The 15,042-nt window shown below is 61.5% G+C and carries 13 protein-coding genes; 8 read left to right on the forward strand and 5 right to left on the reverse strand.

Going from position 1 to position 15,042, the window contains the following annotated elements; all coding sequences use genetic code 11:
- Nucleotides 1-6: 6 nt before the first annotated feature.
- Complete coding sequence (locus ACLIIZ_RS14820) at nucleotides 7-1,803, reverse strand: methyl-accepting chemotaxis protein (protein WP_416693383.1); 1,797 nt, start codon at nucleotides 1,801-1,803, stop codon at nucleotides 7-9.
- A 310-nt stretch (nucleotides 1,804-2,113) separates the two neighbouring features.
- On the opposite strand from ACLIIZ_RS14820, the gene aceA reads away from it, so the two are divergent.
- From aceA to ACLIIZ_RS14835, 3 genes are all read left to right on the forward strand, one after another.
- Nucleotides 2,114-3,424: an isocitrate lyase gene (gene aceA, locus ACLIIZ_RS14825; protein WP_416693385.1), complete on the forward strand. Its 1,311-nt coding sequence runs from the start codon at nucleotides 2,114-2,116 to the stop codon at nucleotides 3,422-3,424.
- A 128-nt stretch (nucleotides 3,425-3,552) separates the two neighbouring features.
- Nucleotides 3,553-4,020: a CreA family protein gene (locus ACLIIZ_RS14830; RefSeq protein WP_465221448.1), complete on the forward strand. Its 468-nt coding sequence runs from the start codon at nucleotides 3,553-3,555 to the stop codon at nucleotides 4,018-4,020.
- Between the two features lie 80 nt (nucleotides 4,021-4,100).
- Nucleotides 4,101-5,237, forward strand: a complete 1,137-nt coding sequence (locus ACLIIZ_RS14835) for a GNAT family N-acetyltransferase (RefSeq protein ID WP_416693389.1) — start codon at nucleotides 4,101-4,103, stop codon at nucleotides 5,235-5,237.
- Nucleotides 5,238-5,243: 6 nt separating this feature from the next.
- Here the strand turns inward: ACLIIZ_RS14835 and ACLIIZ_RS14840 are convergent, their stop codons facing one another.
- The gene (locus ACLIIZ_RS14840; RefSeq protein ID WP_416693391.1) at nucleotides 5,244-6,566 is read right to left on the reverse strand and encodes a phytoene desaturase family protein; all 1,323 of its coding nucleotides are present in this window, start codon (nucleotides 6,564-6,566) and stop codon (nucleotides 5,244-5,246) included.
- A 192-nt stretch (nucleotides 6,567-6,758) separates the two neighbouring features.
- Between ACLIIZ_RS14840 and ACLIIZ_RS14845 the strand changes: the two genes are divergently transcribed.
- The 3 genes from ACLIIZ_RS14845 to ACLIIZ_RS14855 all read left to right on the forward strand — a co-directional run bounded on the left by ACLIIZ_RS14845 (nucleotide 6,759) and on the right by ACLIIZ_RS14855 (nucleotide 9,012).
- A complete protein-coding gene (locus ACLIIZ_RS14845; RefSeq protein WP_416693392.1) occupies nucleotides 6,759-7,412 on the forward strand; it encodes a FecR family protein in 654 nt (217 codons plus the stop codon).
- 73 nt (nucleotides 7,413-7,485) lie between these two features.
- Nucleotides 7,486-7,704 carry a YdcH family protein gene (locus tag ACLIIZ_RS14850; protein ID WP_416693393.1) on the forward strand — a complete coding sequence of 73 codons (219 nt, stop codon included), beginning with the start codon at nucleotides 7,486-7,488 and terminating at the stop codon, nucleotides 7,702-7,704.
- A 102-nt stretch (nucleotides 7,705-7,806) separates the two neighbouring features.
- Entirely contained in the window at nucleotides 7,807-9,012 is a 1,206-nt protein-coding gene (locus tag ACLIIZ_RS14855; RefSeq protein WP_416693396.1) for a GGDEF domain-containing protein, read from the forward strand.
- Here the strand turns inward: ACLIIZ_RS14855 and ACLIIZ_RS14860 are convergent.
- Both ACLIIZ_RS14860 and ACLIIZ_RS14865 read right to left on the reverse strand, forming a co-directional pair.
- Nucleotides 8,975-9,328: a YbaN family protein gene (locus tag ACLIIZ_RS14860; RefSeq protein ID WP_416693399.1), complete on the reverse strand. Its 354-nt coding sequence runs from the start codon at nucleotides 9,326-9,328 to the stop codon at nucleotides 8,975-8,977. The genes ACLIIZ_RS14855 and ACLIIZ_RS14860 overlap by 38 nt on opposite strands.
- Before the next feature lie 3 nt (nucleotides 9,329-9,331).
- A complete protein-coding gene (locus ACLIIZ_RS14865; RefSeq protein ID WP_416693400.1) occupies nucleotides 9,332-10,234 on the reverse strand; it encodes a LysR family transcriptional regulator in 903 nt (300 codons plus the stop codon).
- A gap of 76 nt (nucleotides 10,235-10,310) precedes the next feature.
- Here ACLIIZ_RS14865 and ACLIIZ_RS14870 point away from each other — a divergent pair, with 76 nt between their 5' ends.
- Both ACLIIZ_RS14870 and aceB read left to right on the forward strand, forming a co-directional pair.
- Nucleotides 10,311-11,018 (forward strand): haloacid dehalogenase type II, encoded by a 708-nt coding sequence (locus ACLIIZ_RS14870; RefSeq protein WP_416693403.1) that lies wholly within the window; start codon nucleotides 10,311-10,313, stop codon nucleotides 11,016-11,018.
- Nucleotides 11,019-11,056: 38 nt separating this feature from the next.
- Entirely contained in the window at nucleotides 11,057-12,655 is a 1,599-nt protein-coding gene (gene aceB, locus ACLIIZ_RS14875; RefSeq protein ID WP_416693404.1) for a malate synthase A, read from the forward strand.
- Between the two features lie 88 nt (nucleotides 12,656-12,743).
- On the opposite strand, the gene ACLIIZ_RS14880 is transcribed toward aceB, so the two are convergent.
- A partial coding sequence (locus ACLIIZ_RS14880; RefSeq protein ID WP_416693405.1) for a hypothetical protein occupies nucleotides 12,744-15,042 on the reverse strand: 2,299 nt, incomplete at its 5' end.

The following is a 15,042-nucleotide window of genomic DNA, read 5'->3' on the forward strand; positions in this document are numbered from 1 at the left end:
CCGGAATCAGGTCTCGAGCAGCACCGCGCTGTCGCAACCGACCCGCACCCCACCCCAGTGACGGCCGCCGACCAGAATCGGCAGGTTGATTTCGGAGAGAATTTCCCCGGTATCGCGGGCATAGGTCTGAACCAGCAACGGCAAGGTGTTTTTTGCCCCGCGCTGGCCGGTCACGTCGTCCCAGATGCGACGGGTGCGGTTGCCGACCAGATCGTTCTGATAGTTGCCGGTCAGCGGCTGCGAATACTTGCGATTGTGGATCGCCCCGTAACCGCGCGCATCGACGATCAGCGCGTAGACTCCGCCACGCAGGCTGTCCAATGCCTCCTCGAACAGCGGCTGCATCTGTTGTTCGAATACAGTGCAATAACTCACCAGATACTTCTGCGGATTGGTCTCCGGCTGCGGCCGGTAGTCCTGATCCCAGACATTGACGCCGGACGCGGCCAACTGGGCAAGCTTGTCCTGGACCCGGTCGCGGAACAGGCGTGCCTTGTCCACGTTGAAATCGAAGGCGCCACGCCCGATCTTGAAGCGCGACACCAGCTCCTGGACGCTCTCGGTCGCCTTGCTCAGCATCTGCGAGGTCTGTTCCGAATCCTTCATGCTGCCGACCACTTCGACCGACAGGTCATGCACTTGGCGGACCGAGTCATGAACCAGGGAATTGGTCGCCGACAACTCCTCCATCGCCGCCGCAATCTGCGTCAACTGGTCGCCGGTACGCTCGAAATTGCCGACCATCTGCTGGAAATCGCCGGACGAGCGTTCGACCACTTCGCGCGCCTGACGGATGTCGCCGTTGATCACCTCGTTCTCGCGCTGGGTATCCCGAACCAGATCGATCATGCCGCCGATGTTGCTGGAAATTTCCTCGGTCGCCTTGTTCACGCGCTCCGCCAGCTTGCGCACCTCGTCGGCCACCACCGCGAACCCCCGCCCCATCTCGCCGGCCCGCGCCGCCTCGATCGCCGCGTTGAGCGCCAGCAGGTTGGTCTGGTCGGCAATCTCCTTGATCAGCCCGGCAATCTGCCGGATGCTGTCGGAACGCTCGGCAAGATGGCCGACGGTATTGTTGAAATTGTTGAGCTGATCGCTGACCCCCTGCACCTTGGCGACGATTTCCTGCATTTCGGCCAGCGAATGGCGGGCGGTCGCCAGGTTGCTGTCGGTCGAATGCGAAATCAGATCGGCCGAACTCGACACCTCCTGGATTGCCTGCACCGCCTCGCTGCTCGCGCCGAACACCGAGTTGGCGATTTCACCCTGCTGGTTGGCGCGCTCGGCGGTAGACGCCACCGAGCGTTTCACCACCACCGCCTCGCGAGCAATGTTGACGCTCATCTTGCGCACCTCGCTGATGATTTCGCGCATCTTGTCGGCGAAGCGGTTGTAAGCCTCGGCCAGCGTGCGCAATTCATCGTGCGTGATGGTCGGCAGGTTGCGCGAGAAATCCCCCTCGCCGCGGGCGATCTCGTCGAAGATCTGGGCGATCATGCGGACCGGGCGCAGGATCAGGTAACGGATGTAGAGAATCTGCAGCAAATTCCAGCTCAAGGCGACAACCGTCAGCGTGATCATCAGGATCAGGCCGTGGTCGAGACTGTCGGCGATGCGCTGCATCGCTTCCGCCGAGGCCGCGGACGCCTTCAAGGTCTCGGCTACCGTCCGCTGCTGGTCGAAATAGATCGCCAGATAGCCAAGATCGATGAAAAAGAGCAGCAGGAAACTCATCAACTTCTTGGTCAGAGAATTCCAGAAAGTGCGCTCGTTCCAGTCGTAGAGGCGTTTTAAAAATTCCATATGCAACCAAATTTAGTAAATTTGACGAATTCAACGCCTATTTCTCGTTGCAGTCAAGCCACAATGTTGAGCCGCCTACGCGAACGACCCAGCCCCAATTTGCTGCAGCGCATTTCACCGGCGCGAATGGCGTTTCGTATTGCAAAAAATACTCAACAATCCATTGTTTTTAAAACAAAATTTTTTATCTTATGTCTTATATAAGACCATTGCTGCCATGCACGAATTTCTCTATACTTCTTCCATCGCCCGACAGTTTCCGTCCCGGCGCAACAACCCGATTTCCCAACCCAACTACTGAGGAACAGACATGAGCACTCGCGAACAGCAAATCGCCGCCCTGGAAAAAGACTGGGCTGAAAACCCCCGTTGGAAGGGCGTCAAGCGCGGCTACTCCGCTGCTGACGTGGTCCGTCTGCGCGGCTCCCTGCCGATCGAATACACGCTCGCCAAGCGCGGCGCCGAAAACCTGTGGGCCAAGGTCAACGGCGGCGCCAAGAAGGGCTACGTCAATGCCTTCGGCGCCATCACCGCCGGTCAGGCCATGCAACAGGCCAAGGCCGGCCTGGAAGCGGTCTATCTGTCCGGCTGGCAGGTTGCCGCCGACGGCAACACCTCGGAAACCATGTACCCGGACCAGTCGCTGTACGCCTACGACTCGGTGCCGACGATGGTTCGCCGCATCAACAACACCTTCAAGCGCGCTGACGAAATCCAGTGGTCGCGTGGCATCAACCCGGGTGACGAAGGCTTCATCGACTACTTCCTGCCGATCGTTGCCGACGCCGAAGCCGGCTTTGGTGGCGTGCTGAACGCCTTCGAATTGATGAAGAACATGATTGCCTCCGGCGCCGCCGGGGTGCACTTCGAAGACCAGCTGGCTGCCGCCAAGAAGTGCGGCCACATGGGCGGCAAGGTGCTGGTGCCGACCCGCGAAGCCGTCGAGAAGCTGATCTCTGCCCGTTTCGCCGCCGACGTCATGGGCGTGTCGACGCTGATCCTGGCCCGTACCGATGCCGAAGCCGCCAACCTGCTGACCTCCGATTACGACGAAAACGACAAGCCCTTCCTGACCGGCGAACGCACCCAGGAAGGTTTCTACCGCGTCAAGAACGGCCTCGAGCAGTCGATCTCCCGCGGTGTTGCCTACGCGCCTTACGCCGACCTCGTCTGGTGCGAAACCGGCGTGCCTGACCTCGGCTTCGCCCGCGAATTCGCCCAAGCCGTGCAGGCAGCCTGCCCGGGCAAGCTGCTCGCCTACAACTGCTCGCCGTCCTTCAACTGGAAGAAGAACCTGGACGATGCGACCATCGCCAAGTTCCAGCAAGGCCTGGCCGATCTCGGCTACAAGTACCAGTTCATCACCCTGGCCGGCATCCACATCAACTGGTACAACACCTTCAAGTTCGCGCACGCCTACGCTCGCGGCGAAGGCATGAAGCACTACGTGGAGATGGTTCAGGAGCCGGAATTCGCCGCTCGCGAACAGGGCTACACCTTCGTTTCGCACCAGCAGGAAGTCGGCACCGGTTACTTCGACGACGTCACCACCGTGATCCAGGGCGGCTCGTCCTCGGTCAAGGCGCTGACCGGCTCGACCGAAGAAGAACAGTTCCACTAAGAAGCACAGCCGCACCATCCCGCGGCGGCAAAGGCCGGCTCCCACAAGGGGCCGGCCTTTTTTTCGTTGGCCGCCGGGATGGCCGCTTGCTATGCTGTTCGCCGACCATCCTTAACGGAAACATGAGAATGAAACTTCGCCATCTGGCCTTTCTGCTGCTGTTTTCCGCCACTGCCCAGGCCGAGGAAATCGGCTGCGTCACCACCGCCTGGAAGCTGATCGGCGCCAACCACAGGGTCTGCGTCTATGCCTTCGACGACCCGAAGATTCCCGGCGTCACCTGCCATGTCAGCCAGGCCAAGGCGGGCGGCATCAAGGGCAGCCTGGGGCTGGCCGAAGACCCGTCGCAATTCTCCATCGCCTGTCGCCAGGTCGGCCCGGTCGCCCTGCCCGCCGACCTGCCCGAAAGCGAAATCGTCTTCAGCGAGAACACCTCGCTGCTCTTCAAGGAAACCGCCATCCATCGCAGCTACGACGCGAAGCGCAAGGTACTCATCTACCTGGCGATCAGCCGGCGCCTGATCGAGGGGGCGCCGGCCAACGCGATATCGACTGTGCCCGTGATGCCCTGGGGCAGCGTCGCGGAGCGGCATTGACGCAAGCTTGGGATTCCGGGCCGCATCGACTATGCTCCGGATCATCGCGTCTTAAAACCGCAACGCACTGAAGCAAACCCATGACCCGTGTGAGAACAGCCGTATTCGACCACATCGCCGAGGTTCCGGCGGCGGCCTGGGATGCCCTCGGCGCCGGCCATTCGCTGGTCTATTCGCGCCGCTTCTGGGAAATCCTGGAACACTCCGGAATCAACGACTTCCGCTACCGCTACATCCTGTTCTCCGATGCGGCCGACCAGCCGATCGGCATCGCCGGCTTCTACTCGATCACCACCGATCTGGCGATCTTCGCGCCGCCCGCCCTGCGCAAGCTGCTGACCCAGTTGCGTCGGCTGTTTCCGAATTTCCTCAAGTTCAGCATCCTCGAATGCGGCACGCCGGTCACCCCAAGCAGCGATCCCTTCGTGCTGGCGCCCGACGCACCTGGCGCCGCGGTCTGCAAGGCACTGGACGAGGTCTTGCAGGACATCGCCCGGCGCGACGGACAGCTGCTCATCGTCATGCGCGACTTCGAAGGGGCAGCCTGGACGCATCAAGCCGACCTCGAAACCCTCGGTTACCACTGGCTGGAGAGCATGCCCAACACCTACGTCGAGGTCACCTGGCCGACGACGGAGGCGTATATCGCCGCCATGCGCAGCCATTATCGGCGCAAGCTCCTGCGCTACCTTGCCCAGGGCCGGGAACAGCAGTTCCGTTACGAGATTCGCGACGATTTCGCCGACCTTGCCGAGACCCTGCACCGGCAATGGCAGGTCGTCCATGAGCAGGCTGACGAATACCAGCGCGAAGTGCTGACCCCGGCGTTCTACCGGGAACTCTCGCAACGTCTCGCGGGAAAAGTGAAAGTCATGCTCTTCTACCGCCAGGACGCGCTGGTCGGTCATATCCTGCTGATGCTCGACGGCGACCTTATGCGTTTCATGTTCTTCGGCCGCCAGCAGGCCGCCCACGACGGTCTATGGATCTATGGCGGCTACGCACTGATCGAGACGGCAATCCGGCTAGGCATTCCGCGCATCGAATTCGGCTTCACCACCTACGACCTGAAACAGGAACTGGGTGCCACCATCTCGCCGGTGCGCATGGCCCTACGCACCGCGCGCCGCATCCTCAACCCCTTCGTCGGCCCGGTCTTCCACCTCCTCAACCGGCCGCCTGAGGTCGCAGTCCGGCACGTCTTCCGCAAGCCCTGACGCCGGTCAGCGCCTTTCCGTCAAGCGCCGGGCAATCAACTCGCTGACGTAAGCCGACGAACGGATCGCCGCCCCCGAATGCATGCCCGGCGGGAATGCGGCGGCACCGGCGTAATACACGTCGTCCTCCGGCGCGTGGTTTTCCGGCTGCGGAAAACCCGCTGGCGCAATGACCGGCGTCAGTACCGGGTCCATCCCGTGCATCTCCCGGAACAGTGCCGGCGAAATCATCGTGCAAGCACGCAGATGAGCGCCGATGCCCGGCAACAGGCTTTCGATCCGTTCCAGAATGTAAGCCTGCGCGGCCGTCTGGATCGCGGCATCCTCGGTCAGCCCGCGCGGCAGATGGCAATAGACGCTGGCCGTATTGACCCCGTCCTGGACGCCAAGATCGCTGCAGAAGAAGTGGAAGCCGAATTCGGCCGGCATCCGGCCCGCGTAGATGTCGCCGAACCACTGGCGGATTCCCGGTGGATAGAACAAATGCGTATGGATTCTGCGCGGCAGGCGGTAGGCCGGATCGATGTCCAGCCACAGCATCGACAGCGGCAGCCCGGATTCGCAAGTTGGTGGGAAATGGCCGGGCTTCAGCAGGGTCGACACCAGCAGATCGACGTCGTGGCCGCCCTGACTGGTATGAACCCGTTTCTTTCCCGCCATGGTTTCGACGCCCGTCACTTCGCAACCGAGAATGACCTGGCCGCCGAGCGCCAGCAAGCGCTGGTGCAGGGCATCGGCCAGCGCCTGCGGACCGCCGACCGGCGTGATCGGGTTGGCGTAGCCGTAATGGAAAGTGAACTCGTCGAGGATCGAATCGACGCGGAAACGGTCCGGCGGCACCCCCATCAGGTAGGCCGGCAGCATCAGGATGTCGGCAAAACGCCCGCCGACGCGCGCTTCGTCGATCAGTTGGTCAAGAAAACGGACCTTGTCGTAAGCGCGCCGCCGCGCCTTGCGCAAGCCCAGGACGTAACGGGCGAACGACGGCAGGTGGCGGGCAAAATTCAGGATCGTCTGCGGGCCGGGCGGCATGCTGTAACGCTCGCCGGCGAAATGGACACGGGTCTTCTTGTGCTCGAAGGGCAAGGTGATGCCGAGCGCCTTCAGATCGCGCAGCAGACCATGGCCAAAATCGTTGCAGCCGACGACATAGCGCCGCCCCTTGAAAACGACGGTGCCACACAAGCCGCCGACCCGGTCGAGACGCTCGAACACGGTCACCGCCAGACCAAGTTGGGCAAGGCGGATGGCCGTACTCAATCCGCCGACACCGGCTCCGATGACCGCCACCTCGGGACGCTGCGCAATTCCGGAATTCCGTTTCGTCATCAATCTGCACCTTTTGCCAAGCTGACAGCGACCATCTTCCTTTGCCGCGGCGATCCGCGCAAGGCCGACCGAGCGCCCTGGCCCGCAACGAATTCTTTTTGTTCTCGCCGAGCATTTGCGCCGCCGATTGGTTACGCTTGCCGAAGCAGCGCAGCATACACAGCCCACCCAAGCCAACGGAGAAGACCACCGATGAATCGTCGCCAATTGATCCGCCATCTCGCCACGCTCGCGCTGTGCGAACGCTTTTCCTTCGCCAGCCGCGCCTGGGCCGCCGGCCAGGCGCTGCCGCCGCCCGGTGTGCACGAGTTCAGCGGCGAAGTCACGGTCAACGGCCAGCCGGCCCGCCCGCGCATGACGATCAGCGCCGGCGACCGCATCGTCACCGGCAACAATGCCCAGGCGATCTACATCATCGGCAGTGACGCCTACCTGCAGCGGGCGGATTCCGCCGTCCAGGTCATCGAGGACAACGCCACCCGGCGCGTCCTGCGCATCCTGCAAGGCAGGCTGATGGGGGTATTCGGCAAGGGCGAAAAATCGCTGCAGACGCCGACTGCCACCATCGGCATCCGCGGCACCGCCTGCTACATCGAAGCGGCTCCGGCGCAGGTCTATTTCTGCCTGTGCTATGGCGAAGCCGAGATTCGCGCCCCGGGCGAAACGGCAATCCTCGAAACGATCGCCACCACCTACCACGACCACCCGCTCTACCTGAACGCCGACCGGCAGCGAATGATGGTGCCGGCCCGCGTGATCAATCACAGCGACGCCGAACTGATCCTGCTGGAAAGCCTGGTCGGCCGCATTCCCCCCTTTGTCGGCATGGGCTATCACCGTTACTGAGCCCCCCCTTACCAGTGCCGGGCCCCGGTCGTACAATGGAGACGGACACAACGACACAAACAAGGAGAGCATCATGTTTCCCGAATACCGTGACCTGATCACCCAACTGAAGACCACGGACCGCCACTTCCTCAACCTCTTCGACCAGCACAACGAACTGGACCAGAAGATCAAGAACATGGAAAGCCACATCGAACCGGCCAGCCCGGTCGAAATCGAGACGCTGAAGAAGGAAAAACTGGCGCTCAAGGACGAACTGTACGGGCTGCTGCGCAAGGCCAGCGCCGCCTGATTCGCTGATGCGAGCCAACAATCGCCAAGCCGGGGTCGTCGATGGACGACCCCGGTTTTTTCCGGCCCCGGCACCGCGCACTTGCCGACGGAGCATGGCGTCGTGAAATCGCTGCGCACCCGCATCAGCGAGAACATCCTCGCCCCCTCGCAACTGAGCAGCAAACAGTTGCTCGACATGCTGACCCCGGCCGGCCGCAGCAACGAACTGCGCCGCCACGCGGCGTCGGTGATCGTCGCCCGCGTCCAGTTGATCGCCGGGCTGTTCGCCATTCTGGTCCCCTTCTTCGCGATCATCGACCTCGTCGTCTTCGACCTCGCCACCGCCGGCAAGCTGATCGCCCTACGCCTCGCTTCCACCGCCATCTTCGCCGCCCTGGCCTGGCCACGCGAAGCCTCGCTGACCCGACCCTACACCCAGGCACTGGCGGCTTTGCTGGTCCTGCTGCTGGTGCCGTCGCTGTTCCACCTGCTGTCGGCGGACATGCTCGCCCAAGCCAGCCAGACCAATGCCCAGAAACTGGTCGCCCAGCTCTACACCTACCTGCCGACCATCGTCCTCGGCGGCCTCGCCATTTTCCCGCTCACCGCGCTCGAAGCCCTGCTTTTCGCGCTGCCGGTGATCGGCATGGGGCTGGCCGGCCTGATCCTCGGCGGTAGCGCGCCCGACCTCGCGCAATACGGCGGCACCCTGTGGTTCATGCTGATGATGCTGGGCGTCGCCATGTTCTCCGGCATGAGCCAGTGTCACTACATGGCGACGCTGGTCGTGCGCGCCATGCACGACCCGCTGACCGGCGCCTACACCCGGCGCTCCGGTGAGGATGCGCTGAAGCTCCTGTTCCGGCTCAACCGGATGGCCGGCAAGCCGCTGACCGTCGCCTTCATCGACCTTGACCGCTTCAAGGAGATCAACGACCTGTTCGGCCACGAAGCCGGCGACCAGTGCCTGCGCCTGCTCGCCGACAACCTGCGCGCCGGCCTGCGCCGCAGCGACCTGCTGATCCGCTGGGGCGGCGAGGAATTCGTCGCCGTCCTGCCCGACACGCCGCTCGACAAGGTGCCGATGTTACTGCTGCGCCTGCGCCAGCAAGGTCTGGGACAACGCCCGGACGGCCGGCAGATGACGGCCTCCTTCGGCATCGCCTGCAGCGACGAGGAAGGCATTGCCGCCTGCGAGGCCCTGGTCTGGCGTGCCGACCGCCGTATGTACGAGGCCAAGCGCCAGGGCCGCGATGCCGTCGTCTGGCCGGACGGCAGCTGTCAGCCGCTCAAGCCGACGGACGCGTCCACATCCACAACAGGATGAGCGCGCCGCAACTGGCCGGCAGGTAGCGCCAGTCGCCGGCCAAGCCGAACCAGCCGACAACGGCGCTGATCGCGAGGAGCAGCGTCGCCAGCCGCTTGGCCAGCAACGGGATCGCCCCTCGCTCGCGCCAGGCGAGGATCGCCGGGCCGACCCGCGGATCGGCCAGCAGCCGCGCCTCCCATTCAGGATGCGAGCGCGCGAAGAAGAAGGCGGCAAGGATCAGGAAAGGCGTCGTCGGCAACAGCGGCAGGACGACGCCGATCATCCCGAGCAACACCGACAGCACGCCGAGCGCACGATAGACCGGCTTCTTCATCGTTCAGCGCAATTCCCAGTAGCTCGGCCGGCTGTAGTTTTCCTTGAGCAGGTCGATGAACAGCCGGACCCGCAGCGGCAGGTGGCGGCGCTGCGGAAACACCGCGTAGATGCCCATCGGCGGCGCCTGCCAGGCGTCGAGCACCGAGGTCAGGCGGCCTTCCTTGAGATCACGGCCAACTTCCCACAGCGAACGCCAGGCCAGGCCGCGCCCGGCCAGCGCCCATTCGTGCAGCACGGCGCCGTCGTTGCACTCGAAATCGCCGGTCACCTTCAAGGTATCGATGCTGCCGCTCTGCGGATCGCGGAACACCCAGCCGCGCTGCTGGCCGAGCGACAGGCAGTTGTGGCCGGCGAGGTCGTCCGGCGAACGCGGCACGCCGTGTTCGACCAGGTAGGCCGGACTGGCCACCACCATGCGCCGCATCTCACCCAGGCGGACGCTGACCAGGCTGGAATCGGTCAGTTCGCCGATGCGGATGGCGCAGTCGATGTTCTCGTTGATCAGGTCGACCAGGCGGTCGGAGAGGTTGAGATTGACGCGCACTTCCGGGTTGGCGCGCATGAAGTCGCCGACCAGCGGCGCCACGTGCTGGCGGCCGAAACCGGCCGGCGCCGAAACCTTCAGGTAACCGCTCGCCTGGACGCCGCCCAGCGATACCGCGGCCTCGGCGTTGGCAAGATCGGTCAGCACCTTCTGGCAATCTTCCAGGAAAGCCTGCCCCTCGAAGGTCAGCGTCAGCTTGCGCGTGGTGCGGATCAGCAGCTTGACGCCGAGCCGGCTTTCCAACGCATCGAGGCGGCGCCCGATGATGGCCGGCGTCACGCCTTCGGCACGGGCGGCGGCGGACAGGCTGCCGCGCGTCGCGACGTTTACAAATGCCGAAATCTGCTTGAAAGTATCCATTGCATTATTTACTTTTAGTAAAAGAATAACCGCTTCTTTTGCCGCTTATCTTATCTTATTGGTAGCAATAAACTCCATGTCCATGATCACGCCGCCAACCTCCGCCTCGCCCAAAGCCATCGCCTTCGACGCCTACGCGACCTTGTTCGACGTCTATTGCATGGAAGCGCTGGCCGAAGAGTATTTCCCCTGCCAGGGCAAGGCGCTGACCCTGTTGTGGCGCGCCAAGCAGGTCGAATACACGCGCATCCGGACGATGAGCGGCCAGTTCAAGACCTTCTGGGAAGTCACCCGCGACGCGCTGATCTTCGCCGCCCGCGCGCTGGAACTGCCGATGAACGACAGCCAGCGCCAGCACCTGATGAACCAGTACGCCTGCCTGCGTCCCTTCCCGGAAAACGTGGCGACGCTGGAAGCGCTGAAGGCGATGGGTTTCCCGCTGGCCATCCTGTCCAACGGCACCTATTCGATGCTCGACATCGCCGTCAAGTACAACGACATGAACCACCTGTTCGCGCACATCCTTTCCGCCGACAGCGTGCATAAATTCAAGACTGCCCCCGAGGTGTACCAACTCGCGGTCGACGCCTTCCAGCTGCCGAAAGAGGAAATCCTCTTCGTCTCGGCCAATGCCTGGGATGCCTGCGCCGCCACCTGGTTCGGCTTCACCACCTTCTGGGTCAATCGTACCAACCAGCCGGCCGACGTCCTCGACGTCACGCCGCACGGCAGCGGCCGCGAACTGAGCGACGTCCTCGCCTGGGTCGGCGGCCTGCATAGCTGAATTTCCTTCTCAACTTCACCCATCCTTCAGGAGACATCATGGCCATCACCCTCCCCGCCGGCGTGCAAATCACCGCCCCGATCCAGCCCGAATGGGAATTCATCCTCAGCACCGAGGCGCTCGAATTCGTCGCCAAGCTGCACCGCGCCTTCGAGGCCCGCCGCCAGGAACTGCTCAAGGCCCGTATCGACCGCCAGGCGCGCATCGACGCCGGCGAAATGCCGGACTTCCTGCCGGAAACCGCGCACATCCGCAACGGCGACTGGAAGGTCGCGCCGGTGCCGGCCGCGCTGCAGTGCCGCCGCGTCGAGATCACCGGCCCGGTCGAGGCCAAGATGATCATCAACGCCTTCAACTCGGGCGCCGACTCCTACATGACCGACTTCGAGGATTCCAACAGCCCGAACTGGGAAAACCAGATCCAGGGCCAGGTGAACCTGTACAAGGCGATCCGCCGCGAACTCTCGTTCAAGAACGAGAACGGCAAGGAATACAAGCTCAACGACAAGATCGCCACCCTGCAGATCCGTCCGCGCGGCTGGCACCTCGACGAAAAGCACGTCCTCGTTGACGGCCAGCGCGTTTCCGGCGGCCTGTTCGACTTCGGCCTGGTCTTCTTCCACAACGCCAAGGAACAGATCGCCCGCGGTGCCGGCCCGTTCTACTACCTGCCGAAGATGGAAAGCCACCTCGAAGCCCGCCTGTGGAACGACGCCTTCGTCATGGCCCAGGACCACGTCGGCCTGCCGCAAGGCACGATCAAGGCCACCGTGCTGGTCGAAACCATCCTCGCCACCTTCGAGATGGAAGAAATCCTCTATGAGCTGCGCAACCACTCCGCTGGTCTGAACGCCGGGCGCTGGGACTACATCTTCTCCTGCATCAAGAAGTTCAAGAAGAACAAGGACTTCTGCCTCGCCCAGCGCGGCGCGATCACCATGGAAGTGCCCTTCATGCGTTCCTACGCGCTGGCCCTGGTGCAGGCCTGCCACAAGCGCGGCGCCCCGGCGATGGGCGGCATGTCGGCGCTGATCCCGATCAAGAACGACCCGGTCGCCAACGAAAAGGCGCTGGCCGGCATCCGCCACGACAAGACCCGCGACGCCAACGACGGCTTCGACGGCGGCTGGGTGGCCCACCCGGGCCTGGTGCCGATCGCCATGGAAGAGTTCGTCAAGGTGCTGGGCGACAAGCCGAACCAGTTCGAGAAGCAGGTGGAAGGCTCCTACGGCCCGGCCCAATGGCTGGATTTCCGTCCGGAAACCCCGATCACCGAAGCCGGCCTGCGCAACAACATCAACGTCGGCATCCACTATCTGGGTAGCTGGCTGGCCGGCAACGGCTGCGTGCCCATCCACAACCTGATGGAAGACGCCGCCACCGCCGAAATCTCCCGTTCGCAAGTCTGGCAGTGGGTGGTTTCGCCGAAGGGCATCCTCGACGACGGCCGCAAGGTCACCGTTGAAATGGTCCGCCCGATGATCGCCGAGGAACTGGCCAAGGTGAAAGCCACCGTCACCGCCCAGGGCGAAGACACCGCAACCTACGACCAGGCCGCCGAAATTTTCGACCGCATGTCGCTGACCCCGGACTACCCGGAGTTCCTGACCCTGCCGCTGTACGAAGCGATGGCGTAATTGCTGCGGTTGACTGCCTAAAAATGGCAATTATCCAAATACGCCGGGGAAACCCGGCGTATTTGTTGGAGTTGCAATCAGCAGATCGTCAGATTGATCGAATGCTACCTTTGCTGTCGATCAGGAATATTCGGAAGTACGGCGGCACATACAGGTATTCACTATCGCGTGCGTAGCTTGATTCACGACGAGAAATCTCCACCTTGACAATCAAGCAACGTTTCAACCGCTTCAGGAGCATTTTCAGGAAATCTGAGCCAACATAAAGCATGCGACCAAACTCAGGATAACTGTAGTCACTTTCCTTGGTTCGATCACCCCAAACCTCTGCACAAAATGCCGTATCCGCTCCTTGAATACCTGAATACCATTGCCGACCATCCTCGCTGATATGTAAATTGAAGGCAGTCCGAATCTCTTTTCCGGGACTTGCAGCAGGAAACGGTAACTTCCCAGCGTTTGGATCAAATTGGTCAAGTCCGGAAGCAGAATCAGGTGACCTGACCCATCCCCATATCCGGTGCCTCCCCAAACGAACGGTCTCATATTGGTCGTCGTCTGGCAGGTAACCCTCGTTTGGATCCCTGGCAACTTGCAACTGGCAAAGAACCAATTCAGCCGCAGTTTCGGAAACCAGCGCGCTGGAAATTGAGAATTCCTCCGTTTTTGCTCCTTCCGAGAAATGCCATTCCCCCCAAACAGGGAGACTTACCGGCAACCCGCCATCAATGCATAGAGCATCTTCAAAATCCTTACGTGCCACCTCCCAGCGCCAACTTTCAGAACATTCTTCGTTTTGCCAAGGCCGCCGCTTAATTGGCCACGGATCGCGACAATCTGCCAGCCACGTACCGTCATTGCTAGCCAACTGGTGCCGTCGCAACCAACTATCGAAGGCATTCGGTTCCCATCGATCAATAACAATGGGATGCTCAGAGAGCAATTCGCCGGCGACACAAAACATGGCGTGATAGGCGAGATAAAACTCATGGTTATCAACGGCTGGCTGCTCACTCTTGTAGGGCGATGAACTTTGACGTCGGAACTGCTCTCTACGCGCCTCTCCCCCAGAACACCATGCACCTCGTATGCAATTCTTGCGTACCCAATCCACTACCTGATCGGTTACTTCATCTACAGAAATGCCAAAAACACTACCGAGAGGCTTAAACCAATAGGGTTTCAGGTCAAGTTCATAGCCGAGATGGTCTCTGCGACCAGGTGAATCAACACGTTGAGGCGTTTTCCCGGAATCCAATCTACCGCAATTGATACTTTTCAAGGCTGCTATCGCCCCATTGGTGTAGGTACCCGGAAACGTCGAATTGAGCGCCAGCGCAGCATCAACGGCAAATGCCCGCATCAGGACATGCGGCAGGCCGTCAAAAGCGAACCGTGAAAGTTGCTCAGCATGCTTTTGTAAAACCATGGGGTGCTCATGTGCCACGCGAGCCAAGGCAATCAGGAGATACAGTCGTGCATGCAAGCTGTAAAAGGGCAAACTTGAATCGGCGAATGCGCCACCTTCAGCCAACTCGATTCGCCGCATCACGGCATCAATAGTGGCCTGTTCATTCATTTGCCCTAATCGGCGAACAGCGTGCGCTGCCCGCCAGCGCTGCCCCGCAAACGGCGAAGCCAGTCTGGCCCACAACAAACCTGCCACCGCTTCGGTCATACTTTCAGGAGGAATTAGCCCAGGATGCCAAGAGCCGTCACCATCGGACTCTCGCTGCATTCTCTCAATACGCCCCAAACCGTAGGCAAGTACCTCACGGGCCTCCTCGGAAGAAAGCCGTTGGACCACCTCCATCGTCAGTTGAAACAACACGCGGGCATCCAGATCTCCCGCTTGCAAGGATGCCGCCTCGATAAAGGGTGCCAGATCGTAGTCAGGTAGCGGGACCGACTCTTCTCCTCGACGTCCGAGGAGGAATCCAATACTGAAACCGCTGAGCAGCAGTTCCTCTGCCCTTTGACTGATCAACCTGGCCTGTGATTCCAATAGTTGCTCGGAAACTGCCAGGCTCCCCGTACCCCAAGCCTTGCCAATCTCTTGAAGGGAAAACAGGATATCTGTTGCCGAGAGAGATTCAACCTCCAGCCACGCACGAATATGGTCCAGCCTCCTAGCTAGGGGCACTTTCTCTGCCATCTGACGAACAACGTCATCACGCAACACGAAAACTCCGTCGGCCGATCTACTTCGTGCCCATGTTTCCATCACCCGATCAATTTCCTCGGGACGAGTGAAATCGCCCTCTAGCAGCCTGTCGGACTTGAGGCGACCTGGCTGCTGAAATTGAGCTTGGATGGCCGAGATTTGGTGATTTTTATCTGGAAGCGCACGATTTTCCCTTGTTTTTGCTACTGCGGACGCAATACGG

It is taken from the genome of Azonexus caeni (genome assembly GCF_048146105.1).
Lineage (GTDB): Bacteria > Pseudomonadota > Gammaproteobacteria > Burkholderiales > Rhodocyclaceae > Azonexus > Azonexus aromaticus_B.

Excerpts from the sequence above, each read along its gene's own strand:
- ACLIIZ_RS14820 (WP_416693383.1), bottom strand. The coding sequence starts at position 1,803 with ATGGAATTTTTAAAACGCCTCTACGACTGGAACGAGCGCACTTTCTGG.
- aceA (WP_416693385.1), top strand. The coding sequence starts at position 2,114 with ATGAGCACTCGCGAACAGCAAATCGCCGCCCTGGAAAAAGACTGGGCT.
- ACLIIZ_RS14830 (WP_465221448.1), top strand. The coding sequence starts at position 3,553 with ATGAAACTTCGCCATCTGGCCTTTCTGCTGCTGTTTTCCGCCACTGCC.
- ACLIIZ_RS14835 (WP_416693389.1), top strand. The coding sequence starts at position 4,101 with ATGACCCGTGTGAGAACAGCCGTATTCGACCACATCGCCGAGGTTCCG.
- ACLIIZ_RS14840 (WP_416693391.1), bottom strand. The coding sequence starts at position 6,566 with ATGACGAAACGGAATTCCGGAATTGCGCAGCGTCCCGAGGTGGCGGTC.
- ACLIIZ_RS14845 (WP_416693392.1), top strand. The coding sequence starts at position 6,759 with ATGAATCGTCGCCAATTGATCCGCCATCTCGCCACGCTCGCGCTGTGC.
- ACLIIZ_RS14850 (WP_416693393.1), top strand. The coding sequence starts at position 7,486 with ATGTTTCCCGAATACCGTGACCTGATCACCCAACTGAAGACCACGGAC.
- ACLIIZ_RS14860 (WP_416693399.1), bottom strand. The coding sequence starts at position 9,328 with ATGAAGAAGCCGGTCTATCGTGCGCTCGGCGTGCTGTCGGTGTTGCTC.
- ACLIIZ_RS14865 (WP_416693400.1), bottom strand. The coding sequence starts at position 10,234 with ATGGATACTTTCAAGCAGATTTCGGCATTTGTAAACGTCGCGACGCGC.
- ACLIIZ_RS14870 (WP_416693403.1), top strand. The coding sequence starts at position 10,311 with ATGTCCATGATCACGCCGCCAACCTCCGCCTCGCCCAAAGCCATCGCC.
- aceB (WP_416693404.1), top strand. The coding sequence starts at position 11,057 with ATGGCCATCACCCTCCCCGCCGGCGTGCAAATCACCGCCCCGATCCAG.